3 protein-coding genes are annotated in these 12,741 nt (G+C 69.0%); all 3 read right to left on the reverse strand.

Annotation, left to right across the window (positions count from 1 at the left end):
* Window positions 1-759 precede the first annotated feature (759 nt).
* A complete protein-coding gene (locus ACFORO_RS01715; RefSeq protein WP_377868932.1) occupies window positions 760-1,134 on the reverse strand; it encodes a hypothetical protein in 375 nt (124 codons plus the stop codon).
* Window positions 1,134-10,409, reverse strand: coding sequence for a DNRLRE domain-containing protein (locus ACFORO_RS01720; protein WP_377896481.1), 9,276 nt, complete (start codon window positions 10,407-10,409; stop codon window positions 1,134-1,136). Before ACFORO_RS01720 ends, ACFORO_RS01715 begins: the two co-directional genes overlap by 1 nt.
* A gap of 102 nt (window positions 10,410-10,511) precedes the next feature.
* Window positions 10,512-12,449 (reverse strand): tachylectin-related carbohydrate-binding protein, encoded by a 1,938-nt coding sequence (locus ACFORO_RS01725; protein WP_377868930.1) that lies wholly within the window; start codon window positions 12,447-12,449, stop codon window positions 10,512-10,514.
* Window positions 12,450-12,741: the final 292 nt, after the last annotated feature.

A 12,741-nucleotide genomic window follows, 5' to 3' on the forward strand; every position in this document is an offset into this window, starting at 1 on the left:
GTCGAACACCGTGTGCCCGATGAGCGGGCTCAGGTGCGGCGGCGGCCCGGTGGGGCCGAACGTCTTGTGGCGCAGCGCTATCAGGAATCCGATTCAGATGTCCGTGGCCTGGCAGGTGACCGTCTGCTTGAGGCAGGCCTGCTTGTCGCTCAAGGGCTTCTTCGTGCAGTCGCCGTGAACGCCCAGCCTTCGTGATCCACGCGGACGGCCTGGCCGGTCACCGCCATGCACTGAGCGGCGCTTTCGTCTTTCGCACAGGCTAGCTCCAGCCGTTCGAACACATCCCGCATGCGGCATGGGTCGTTGCGTGCGGTTCAGTCGCTACACAGCACACTTCGAGTAGTCATTCATGCTGCTGTCTCCGGTGTTGCTCGAGACGGACCAGGAAAACAGCTGGCATGTATACAGCGCTAGACCACAACCTTGCTGCACAGTGCCCCGCAAGGTGGAACGCGAGGCCCTGTCTCGCATTCCCTCAATGCCTTCTGAAATCGAGCGAATTCTCGCGGCGCTTGTAGCCCAGCTCAATGCGCGCGGCCCCTTAGGCAAGTGGGCAATGCGGATGTGGTGGCACGGCCCGCCTATTCGCTCGCGAGCCCGTTCGGCGGCGTACTGGCCGCTGCCTTGGCGGCATCGAGCTGGCTGGCACCGGTGCCACGGGCCCGGTTGGCGACATTCAGCGCGAAGTCAGCGTCGGTGCCAGCCTATCACTCCGCCATACTCGTCGTTCGACGATTTTCGCACTGCCGCCCGCCCTTATCAGCGGTCAGCAAACTTATCCATAATAATCTCCAACTCCCTGGTCGCATCGATACAGGATTGCTGGGATGTTCTCTTGATTCGATTCATTTCCTCGGCATTGTGATGAGCGGCAGGGAGCACGCTTCGTCGCCCCAAGCTCGAAGTAAGGGTCCAATTTCTGCTCAAACTCTCGAAGCGCCAATCAAATGCCCCGGGAAACTCTTCCACAATCACATTGAATCGATCGCTCAGACCACTAGGCGGATCATCGTAACGCCAGACCACAAAGGGTATCCGAACCAACCCGTCTACCGGGTCAACGCCGACGGAAATCCGCGACCAAGCAATCGCGCCGCAAACCGAAAGCGCTTCGCGCACAGACGTCGCGTCCATCACGAGAACGGACCCGCAAATCCCGGCCTTCCCCACCGCAAGCCGTCGTTAAGGGATCTCATTCTTCTCATGTAGTCTCCCCACGGGATGGCGTTCATGCTCAGGCGCGGATCGTATGCATACCTGCCATCAGTGTACACCTGATGATAGGAGTACTCCTCCGTACCCAAACCTTCCGGAACAATCAAGCCCTCCCCTTTTCCCTTGAACGAGACGATCTTCCCTGTCTGACATGCCGCAGCCAACAAATTTTCCGCGATCTCGGAACAGTCGAACTCGGCTACGTCAATAGGCTGCCGCCTCATTTCATCCAATACATCTTGACGGGGCGGGAAGTTGGCGTTTGGCAAGCGGAAGCCATTCGCATCCCGAGTCGTCGGCCTCTCGCTGGCTCCGTCACGACCATTGCCGGGTACCTCGCCGGCTTCGCAGAACACTCCGGTTCTCGCGGCCCCGCCGTTGAAATCGTCGCGGAGCACGCCGCCGCCGCAGTTGTCCCAGGCCGAAACCTGAGCCGGCAGCAGTGGCGACAGGATCGGCAGATCCGCGTCGCGCACGACCGGGTTCTTCGGGTCCAGGATCTGCTGAAGGAAGCCCTGGTAGATGCTGGCCAGATCCTGCAGGCCTCCGAGCAGGCCGGCCACCGCGTTCGCCGGCAGGTTCGGATCGGACGAGACCACACCGCCGCCGTAGTACAGGTTCTTGGCCTTGTCCGGAATCGGGTCGGCTACGTTGCGCGCCTTCTCGTTCTGGTCGATCCGCGCCTGGATGCCGGGCGGCGGAGGAGGCGGCGGAGGCGGGCACCAGCACCCGCCCCCGCCTCCTTGCGGCCACCCGCCCCTGCGCGGCAGGTGCTGGGGTCCGCCGCGGCCGCCGGGCCCGGGCGGGCTGACGGTCTGCGTCCTGCCGGGACGCCAGGACGGGTTCCAGCTGCGGTCGCTCTTGCCCCAGCTGCTCGTGTCGACAGCGGGCAGGCAGGCAGACGGGTGCCCGTGGCAATACGCCCGCCATTTGATCGGGCTCAGACCCGGGCAAGGCCGCCCGGCCGAGTCGCTGATCTCGCACCCGTAGCCGGCGGGGTCTACGTTCCAGAAGAAGTTGTAGAGATTTCCCAGCGGTCCGAAAAGCCGGCCGCCCAGCCGGCCGAAGATGCTCTCGAAGGTCTTTTCCCCGACCTTTCCTCCGGTGCCGGGCGGAGCGAGGGTCCCGGTGGAATGACCGTCCCGGTCGATGCCGTTGACCGGGCTCGCGTTGCCGTAGGCGAAGCGGTTCGCCGCGGCCGAAGGGTTGCTGGGCAACGGCACGCCGTCGCGGGCGCTGAACGTGCCCGAGCCCGGCGAATACCAGCGCGCCCCCATGTCGACCGAGCCGGTCGCCGGATCCGTGTAGTCGGACTGGAAACCCAGCGACGACGTCGCTCCGGTCTGCGCCGTCCGCGCCCCGAACGGGTCGAAGCTCGAAGAGCCGGCGAGCCCGCCCGCCGGCGACAGGCTGCCGATGACGTCGGCGTGCTGGTCGGTGAGAGCAAGCTGGTTGCTTCCGCCGCTGCCTTGAGCTTGCAGTTCGCCTTGCGGTCCCCGGGAGAAGCTGGACGTGCCGTCCGAGGTCAGGTCGAGGCTGGTGCCGTCGTAGGTCAGCGGCTGATCGTTTCTCGACGACGTCCGGTCGAGACCGTCGTAGGAATACGTTGCCGCGCCTTGCTTCACCATGCGGTCGAACGCGTCGAACCCGGATTCCGTCGTCGCGGCAGGGCCGGTGCGGGTGTCCAGGGTTCCTCGTGCGCTCCACGTCAGTGCGTCCGAGCCGTCGGTCAGCTGGCGGTTCCGTTCGTCGAACGTCGAGGTCCGGTCGCCTGCGCGGACGCGGTTGCCCGAAGCGTCCCACGAATACTCGGTCGCGGTGCTCCCGCTTGTCCAGGAGGTGAGCCGGCCGGCCTGGTCGTAGCCGTACGCGTTATCCCCGGCTCCCGCCAGTCCGGTCGTCTTCTTGCCGGTGAGCCGGTCGTCCAGGTCGTAGCTGTATGCGAGCGCGGCCAGGGTCGCGCCGTCGCCGCCCTTGAGCTCGTCGCTGGTCTGGCGACCGAGGTCGTCGTAGCCGTAGGAGCGGACGCGGCCCCCGCCGTAGTCGACGGACCCGAGGTTGCCGGCATCGTCGTAACCGAGCGTCTGCCGTACGCCGGTCAGCCCGTCCTGCTGGGTCGACAGGCGGCCCTTCGCGTATCCGAAGATCGCCGTGCCCGCGCCGTCGGCTCGTTGCGTCAGCCGCCCGGAACCGTCGTAGGAATAGGTCGCGGTGCCCGACGACGGGCCGGCGCTGGTGAGCAAGTCGCCCCGGTCGTCGTAAGCGAACGTCTTCTCTCCGCCCGGCGCGCTCACCGCCAGCAACCGACCGGCCGGGTCGAACCGCTGGACCCGGTCCGAGGTCGGCTGAGCGGCGCCGGTCCCGGTCTCGAGCGTCAGGCGTCCGAGCGCGTCGAACGTCCGCTGCCGGACTACCCCGCCCGGCGCCCGGACGGTCACCGGCCGGCCCGCGGTGTCGTAGGACGTCGTCCAGGTGCGGTCTTCCGCGGCCGGATGCGCCGCGGTCGCCGGCTCGACGACCGACTCCGGCAGGCCCAGCGAGTTGTACGTCTCGATCGTGCTGTTGCCGCGGCCGTCGGTCGACCTCGTCCGGTTGCCCGCCGGGTCGTAGCCGAACGAGGTCGTGATCGACGCCGTGTCGGAGACCGGCTCTTGTTGCCGGACCAGCGAACCGCGGGCGTCGTAGCCGAAGCGGGTCACCCGGCCCAGAGCATCGGTCGCCGAGATCTTGTTGCCGTCCGCGTCGTAGCCGGATTCGCTCTTGCGCAGCACATGCTCGGCCGGATCCAGGCTGTAGAACCCCGTCGCCCGGCCAGCGGGATCGTAGCTCGCGTAGCCGGTCCGGCCGTGGCCGTCGGACAGCCTTACCTGGCGTCCGGCGAAGTCGTAGCCGAACCGCGAGACGACGCCTGCCGGGTCCGTGGCGGCGGTCCGCTGACCGAGCACGTCGTACTCGTTCTTCGTGGTTTCACCGGTCGGAGCCGTCGACGAGACGAGGTTTCCCGCGTCGTCGTAGCGAAGCTTGGTGGTATAGGCGGCCGGCGCCGGGTAGCGCTCGAGCCGGGTAGCAGTGACCTGCCGTCCGAAGTCGTCGTAGGTGGCCTCCGTCCGCGACCCGGTCGGTCCGGTGATCGACAGCACGTCGCCTTCGGTCGTGTAGCCGTACTGCCACACTCCGCCCGGCTGATCGCCGGCGGCCGGAGCCGGATCGATGCGTTCCACCGGCCGGCGGAGCTGGTCGTACCGGTACCGGGTGATCGCGCCGGCCGGGTCCGTGACGCTCAGCAAGTTGCCGAGCGCGTCGTACTGCCGGGTCGTCGCGACCTTCGCCGCTGCGGTGTCCCCCGGTTTCCGGTAGTCGGGCGACGCCGCCTTGACAATCCGGCCGGCCCGGTCGTAGCCAACCGTCCGGACGTTTCCGTTCGGATCCTTCGTGTCGGTCTGGTTGCCGAAAGTGTCATACCCGGCAACGGTTTCCGGGCGCATTTGTGCGGGCGCGGCACCCCCGGTCTCGGCCGCTACGAGCGGCTGCGCGGTCCGGACGAGCCGGCCGAGCTTGTCGTAGGTCAGATTCGTCGTGAACGCGGCCGGGTCCGCGTCGCGGACAGTGCCGCGGGGCGAGGTGATCGCGGTGACCTGGCCGCGCTCGTCGTAGCGGTAGGTCGTGGTCAGCTTCTCGGTCGCGCTCTTGACCACCGACCGGCCAGTCTGGCGCCCGGCCGGGTCATAGGCGTACTCGACGGTCTCCCGGTTGCCCAGGTCCAGCCGGGTGCTGTTCGAGCTTTGTCCGGTGTGGACGGTCTTGACGACGTCGCCGCCCGGTCCGTACGTCCATTCGGTCCGGTTGGCCAGCCCCGCGGGATCGACCGTCTGTGCCGTTCCGCGGCCGGACGCGTCGTACTCGAACGTCGTGACGCGCCCGCCGGGCTCGGTCAGCCGGGTCTTCTGCCCGGCGGCGTCGTAGGTGTACTCCTGCAGCGTCACATCGCGCTTGGGAGCCGCCGGGTTGAACGGATCGCGCAGGTCGTGGGCGACGACTTTCCAGACCTTGCCGTCCCCGAAGTACTGGTATCGAGTGGTGCGCCCCATCGAGTCGGTCTCGCGCACCCTCCGGCCGGCGAGGTCGTAGGCGTACGACGCGAGAACCAAGGTCGGCGCGGAAGTCGTGTCGCCAGCGCCGTCAGTGTCGCCACCCCCGCTCGCCGGATCGGTCGCTTGGCCGCTCCAGGCTCGCAGCCGGACTTCGGCCAGTGCGTTGCGCGCGGTGTAACCGAATTCGTACTTGTTCCCGCCGGCGTCGACCGTCCACACGCGGTTGCCGAACGGGTCGTAGCCGGAGGAGGTGACCCCGCCTTCCGGGTCGACGACCCGGTTCGCCCTGCCGAAGTCGTCGTAACCGGTCGTCGTAATCCGCGCTGCGTCGCCGCCGGTCAGGTCTTTGTCCTCGGTACGGACGACGTTGCCGTCGGCGTCGTAGCCGATCAGCGTCTGCGCGGTGTGCGTGACGCCGGTGATCGCGTTGGCCACACCCGGCCCGGTCGCGGCGGTCTGACGCGACCGGGAGTCGTAGACGTAGGTCGTCGTCGCCCCGGCCGGATCGGAAGCGCTGCTGCGCGTTTCGGTCTTCTTGCGACCGAAGACGTCGTAGGCATAGGTCGTGGAAAGACCGGCCGGGTCGGTGACCTTCGCCAAGTCGCCGTTGCGGTAATAGGAATAGCTGGTGACGCCGTTGCGCGGGTCGGTTGTCTGCAGACGCAGACCGGCGGGCACATTGCCGCCGCCGACCGCCGCTTCCGTGCCGTCCGAGTACTTGTGGCGAGTGACCGCGCCGTCCGGGGCAGTCTCCGTGGCCAGCAAGCCCCGGACGCCCACATCCGTGTAGGTGTAGGTCGTCGCGTACGCCGGATCGTCCGCGTTCGCCGAGCGCGCGTCGCGGACGGACAGGAGCTTGTCGTTGCGCGGGTCCGTGACGTCAGCTGTGTTCACGTAGTAGCTGGAGTACGACGTCTGGCAGTCGCCAGGCGCGACGCGGCAGGTTTTGCGGGCGAGGACGTTGCCGCGCTCGTCGTTGGTCAGGACGACGGTGTTGCCGAGCTCGTCGCCGATCGTGGTCTGGAAGCCCTTGTCGTCGTAGTCGTAGGTCCGGACGCCTTGGCCGTTGACCGGTCCTCCGACCCACGTGCCGTCGCCGCCGACCGGACCGCCGCAGTACGACGGGTCGCTCGGGTCCTGGGGCGCCGACGGATCGCAAGACGGCTTGTCCGGCGGCAACGGGTTGCCGTCGCCGTCGCGCCGGTCCTCCGGACGGATGCCTTGGCCCAGCGGAGCGATGTAGCGCAGTACGCGGCCCCGCGCCGGGTCGTAGTCGTAGAAGTGCAGGCGGTTCCCGGGATCGGTGACCTGCGTCGTGCGGACCAGGTTGTTCTCGGTGCCGGTCACGACCGGGCGGCCGACGCCCCAGTGCCCGCCGTTGCGGTCCACGACCTCGGTGAGGCGGTCGGCGGCGGTGTCATAGCTCAGCTGCGCGGCCACCCGGCCGCTGGGCAGGGTGATCTTGGCCAGCGAGCTGGCCGCCGAACGCGCCTGGAAGTGGGCCGCCGCGGTCGTCGGACCGACGGCATACTCGTAATACGCGGCTTCGGCGATCTGCCCCGAGAAAAAACGGCGCGCGTCGGTCCCCCAGGCCGGCCAGGCCGACGGCGGGACGGTGTAGGCGGCGCCGATCTGGTTGTAGACCACGTCGTCGTGCGCGATCTCGCCCTGGGCCGTGCCGACGGCCCGGCCGTCGAGGTAGAGCGTCTGGGTGGCCAGGGCCCCGGAAAGCACCACGTGGTGCCACGCGTTGTCGTTGACCGCCGCCGCCGAGGTGATCGGGGCCGCGCTGCCGTTCCAGAACTGCCCGCGCAGCTTGCCGTCCGTGCCGACGTACAGCGCGGGCACCGCGCCGGTCGGAGTGCCGTTGATCGGCGCCCGCTGATAGCCGAACAACGGGCCGCCCGCCGTGGTGCGGAACCACATTTCGACGGCCAGGTCACGATTCTTGCGGACCAGGCCGTCTGGCAGGGTCACCGCCGACGAGGTGCCGTTGAACGTCGCCGCGGTCCCGGTTCCGGCCAGCGGCCCCGGCTGCCCCAGGACTACGTCCTGGTACGTCCCGGAGTCCTTGCCGAGCTTGAGCCCGTTCTCGCTCGCGGCGGCGGTGCCGGCGGTCTCCGCGAAGCGCCAGTACGACGAGGGGCGGGCATCGACGACGGAGCTGCGGTAGTGCGAACCCGCCGTGTGGTCATAGCCGGTGCAGCCGCCGTCGGGGTCGCAGACCTTCGTCAGCCGGTCGCCGTCATAGGTGTAGGTCCACGTCAGCTGCTTGCCGTCGATCGGGTCGGTGCTCACCGAGGTGACGTGGTTGCCGGTCCATGTGAAGTAGAGGACCCGGTCGCTGGTGCGGCTGATCGCCCGGCGCAGGTGCTCCGGCGTGCCGTAGTCGAGTTCGACGTGGTGGCCGGCCTGGTCGTAGATCTCGATGAGCCGGCCGTCGGGACGGAAGCGGTAGAGCGTGGCGGCCTTGTCCGTCAGCACCCAGCCGCCGCCGGCCGCCTCGACCTCGATCCGGAAGTTCGCCTGCCTGCCCGGCGGCGGCGCGAAAGTGCCGTCGCTGTTGCGGCCGAATCGAACCTGCTGGCCGTCGGGATAGGTCACCACGACGTTGCCCGAGCCGTCGTCGTCGGGCACGACCTTCATGTCGTAGCGCGTCGACCAGCCCGCGCCGAACGTCAGGTCGGTACGGGGGTCGAGGCTGTTGTACGTGCGGGCGACGGTCAGTTCCGGTCCCGTCACCTGCAAGGCCGCGTCGACCGCGCTCGAGAAGTAGTTGCCCGTCTGCGGGTCGAAGTCCCGCTGCGCGCCGCTGTAGGGCGCGTTCGCCAGGTGCGAGGTGATCTCCGGCTGCGGAACCGCCGTGAGCAGGTGGCTCGGAGTGAGCTTTTCGCTCTCGGCGTGCCCGTCGTAGGCGAAAACGCGCCACTGGTAGTCCTTGCTCCAGCGCAGCGCCCCCGCCGGGACGGTCCACGTCCGCTTGGCGACGTAGCCGGAATCCACACAGGACACACCGGTCAGCGTTCCGTCCGGTTTGGCGACGTAGTTCTCGCACACTTCGAAGCGGTACTTGAGGGTCGAGGACACCGGGGCGTCGACGTCGACCGCGTCGGCCCACAGCTGCGGGGTGAGCGTGGCCGCCGAGAAGCCGTTCGGCGGGTACTGCGCCTTGACGATCGGGGGGACGTCGAACACGGTCATCGACAGGCGGGTCGGCGGGATCTGCTCGTCGGTGAACCATGCTCCGCCGCGACGGAGCATGCTGAAGTCGAACAGGTAATTGCCCGGCTCGGTCGCCTTGACAGTGGCGTCGAGCGTCACCGAAGCGCCACGAGGCACGTCGTTGGGCAGGGAGGCGGCTTCGACCGCCCCGACCGGCGCCCCGGCCGCGGTGAAGACCCGGTAGCCGAGTGCGAAGCCCGCCGCGGTCCAGGTGTCGGCGCCGCGGTTGGTGACGGTGATCTTGACCTTGCCGGCCTGGGTGCGGGTCACCGGAGGCTGGGGAACGCCGCGGTCGACGCGGTATTCGGCGTCGTAAGCGGTGTGCGTGACGAACAGCCGCGGCGGGTTCGCCGTGCGGTTGCCGGTGAACTTCTTCCAGCCGTACGGGTCGGTTTCCGAGGCGCGGACCGCGAGGCCGTAGTTGGGCTGCGCGCCGGTGACCCAGCGCTGCACGAGATCGCGGCCGCCGGTCCCGAGCGGGATCAGTTCGGTCGCCGACGGGCAGCTCGAAGCGTGCTGCTGGAGGCCGATGTAGCCGTGGGCGAAGGATTCCTGCGCGAGAGCGGGACCGAAGCCGGGGCCGGGGAAGCCGGACGCGGTGTTCCACGGCGCCGTGACGCCGTGCACCGTCACCGGCCGCGGCTGGCACGACCAGGACCACGTGCTCTTCAGCGTGAGCTGAGCACCGAGGATCTTGTGGTTGCGAAGCCGGTTCTCCACGCCGCCGAAGGACAGATAGCTCGCGGCCTTGATCGGCCCGGTCGTCCCGATTTTCAGTTCCGTCCCGCCGTCGAGCCGGGATCCGTTCTGGAACACGGCCCCGCCGTCGGACGCCGCGGTCTCGACGCTGGGATCGACCTCCACCGGGTAGACCCGCGCGGGATCGTTCAGCCAGCTCGCGTCCAGCTTCACCCGGAGCGTGAACGCACCGGCGTTCTCCACCAGTTCGTAGGTCACGCCTTCGGACCGGGCGGGGTCGCCGGTCGCGGGATCGCGCCGGGAGTCGGTCATGAATCCCGCCGGGATCCGGGCGCGCTCGCGTCCGGCGGCGTCGGCGAGCGAGATCCGGCCGTCCACAAGGGACGGCCGGAGTCCCTTCAGCCGCAACGGGAAGTCCCACGTCGCCGCGGCCTGCGGCGTGTTCAGGACGAGCGTTTCCTTGACGCCGCCGGGCACCACGTCGAGCCGGAGGTCGGCACCGGGCCGCACGCCCGGGTAGACGATGCGGCTGCCCGACACCGCGCCTGCCGACGGCACGGCACCGCCGAGGCCGTAGCCGAATTCGTGCTCACCGTCCACAGCGATCCGGACGAGATCGCTTTCGGCGGCCTTCGCGGCGAACGTGAGCCGCTCGGTGTCGGCCGCGTTGGACCAGTCGGCGCCAGCGGGGACGATTGTCGTGTCGACCGGCTGGTAGCTGCCGTCGGGTGCGCGGAAATTGATTGGTTCCTGGCCGAACTCCGTGGTGAGAGTGCCGTCGGTGTTGGCGTAGGTCCGGTCGGTCGCGGTACGCCGGTCCGGCAGCTCACGGCTGGTTTTCTCGTCGAACCCGGTCACGTGCGCGGGCGGGCGTTCGACCTGCACGGCGTTCGCGCCGACCTTCACCTCGCCGGCGGCCACCGCGGGATACCTCGCCTGCAGCGACTTCGGCGCGGCGGTATTGGCTTGCCCCCGCGCTTCGCCCGCCTGCTCCCCAGCTTGCTCCCCCGCCGTCCCCGTCAACTGCTTCGGCGCGAGGGCCGCGGCCTCCTGCAGCAGCTGAGCGCCGACGTCCGGCCCGGCGGGAATCGACGGCCCGACGACTCCCGCCATCAGCGCGACGACGAGGACCAGCAACCCGGCCCGGTGCGCGTGCCCGGTCTTGCGTCGTGGAGAAAACATGGGGAATCCCGCCCTCTTCGGTCGAACCACAGCACGGCTAGGAGACAGGCGGGCAAGGCCTCCGACGACGTCGAGGCCCGCCCGCCTGTCGGGCAAAATGCGTCAGAGAGACGGCTTCGGCAATGGGCCGCCGGTGAACGCCGTCGACGGGGACGCGCTGCGTGTGGTCGCGGAAGCGGCCGTCGCGCCCGAGCTGAAGGCGTAGGTGACGCCGTCGCTGTCCCGGTAGGTCACCGCCACGCCCCCGGCCGAAAGCCCGGTGAACGTCGGGTCCGTCGCCGTCGGGTAGGCCGCCCCGGTCCGGGAGTCGACCAGCTTCCGCCATGTCTGGTAGCCGGTGCTGCCGGGCGCGTTCTGCTGGCTGACGTAGACGAAGCCGTCGGTGGCGCGGACGGCCACGTGGACCACGCCGCCGCTGTCGACCGCGGCGGCCGGGGATCCCTGCGCGGTGACTCCGGGAATCGGCTTCCAGGTGCCGGTGAAGCCCGCCGCCTGCTCGCGCTGGGTGACGACCGCACCGTCCGGCTGGACGGCGAAGGCTTCGAGGTTCTGGTCAGGGTTCGCCGTGGCGGCGAGCTTGCCGGTCCACCCCGTCCCCGGCACTGTGCTCCACGTGCTCAGCGTGCCGTCGAGGTAGGTCGCCTTGGTGTAGGCGCCGCTCGTGGTCCGGGCGACGATGTCGATCCCGTCGGTTTGGACGACTGCGGTCAGGTCCGCGGTCAGGCCGGAGGAAGGCAGCGCCCGCCACGGCAGGAACTGTTTGCTGGCCGGATCTTGCGGGCGGGCCCACAGGACGCCGGCACCGTCGACCGCGAATGCCGTGCCGACATCGGCGCGCTGGACGAGGACGGCGGCGCCAGGGGTCCAGCCTCCGAACCCGATCGCAGCGGGCCAGGTCGTGGTGGCAGGGGCCTGAGTGCTGCGACGGGTCTCGCTGTCCTGGCCGAGAGCCGTCACCAGCAGGCTGTCGTCGCTGGCGCGCAGCGCGCTCGGGGTACCGGTGTACTGCTGATAGCCGGGTACCACGGCGAAGTCGACGACGGTGAGGTCCGCGGACCGCTGTCTCCCATGGATCAGCCGGCCGAAGCCGTCGACGTAGAAGTGCTGGAGCTTGCCGCCGGCGCCTTCGACGACCGCGCTCGCCGCGTCGGCGACGACCGGGACCACCGGGCGCGCGGGCAGGCCTGGGTCGACCAGCTTGCAGTCGTCGGTCGTGACGCTCAGCTGGTAGTCCGTGCCGATCGTGCCGACGACTTTCGACCCGGCCCAATTGCCACCGCCGAGATAGCGGTACCACTTGATCTGCCCGTTGTTCTTGTCCAGCGCGTAGAGCACGTCACCGCCCGCGGAGGCGATCTGGCTGAAGTTCTGCCAACCGCTGTTGCCCACCAGGCGGGCGTACTCGAGCCACCGCTGGCTCGACGGGTCGTACTGGAAGCGGTAGAGCTCGCCGCCGGGGGTGCGGGCGTAGAACACGCCCGCGCCCGCACCGACGATCAGATCGTATTTGGCCTGCGTCCAGCCGGTGTCGATCCGCCGCTCGGTCCAGGTCTTCGCGGTCTCGTCGTAGCGCAGCCACGCGAGGATGTTGTCGTGCGTCCAGTAGAAGTCGCCCGTGGCGTCGACCGTGGTCCGGTTCCGCTGGGACGGCAGGGTGACGCCGTACCAGCCGGTCGCGATCGTCTGGCTGACTCCGCCGTTCTCCCAACCCGTCGCCAGACGGCGGTGACGGCGTACCGTGCCGTCGGAACCGACGATGTACATCCGGCCGTCAGGGCCGGCGAGAGTCTTGCCGTCCCAAGCGTTCCCGATCGTCGTCCGGCCCGTCCAGGAGACGGCGCCGGTCTCAGGCTCGTTGTGCCGGTCGAGGTCGAGATGGGTGTCCGGGAGGGTGTAGAAAACGCCCGCGCTGGCCCGGCAGGTGATCGTGTCGGCCGCGGCGGCGACGTTCGTGCCGACTGCGCTCACCGCGCCGGCGAACGCGACAGTGAAGGCGCAGCAGACGGCTGCGGATCTCCGGACGAACGGTCTCTGAGGCATCGGGTTCCCCTCGTCGTCAAAACGACAGTAGCCAGCACGGATCGCCTCGCCGCAAGGACGGCGAGGGTAGGTCAAAGTTCAGCGAAGGGCTGGTCAGCAGGGACCGAGCAGCCTGCTTGCCGCGGCACCTCCCCATGCCACGCGACAACGAGCTCACTGTCCCGTGAGCTGTTCGATCTACGAATCGATCTCATGACCAGGCCGTTACTTCGTCTTTGACAAATAGACTGTCCGGCCTACGACGAACGTCGGGTGCCGCGACGGCGGTTACCGTCGGGACCGGGGCCGGTCC

This window comes from Amycolatopsis halotolerans (assembly GCF_042647905.1).
In the GTDB taxonomy this organism is placed as follows: Bacteria; Actinomycetota; Actinomycetes; order Mycobacteriales; family Pseudonocardiaceae; genus Amycolatopsis; species Amycolatopsis halotolerans.

Excerpts from the sequence above, each read along its gene's own strand:
- ACFORO_RS01725 (WP_377868930.1), bottom strand. The coding sequence starts at position 12,449 with ATGCCTCAGAGACCGTTCGTCCGGAGATCCGCAGCCGTCTGCTGCGCC.
- ACFORO_RS01720 (WP_377896481.1), bottom strand. The coding sequence starts at position 10,409 with ATGTTTTCTCCACGACGCAAGACCGGGCACGCGCACCGGGCCGGGTTG.
- ACFORO_RS01715 (WP_377868932.1), bottom strand. The coding sequence starts at position 1,134 with ATGGACGCGACGTCTGTGCGCGAAGCGCTTTCGGTTTGCGGCGCGATT.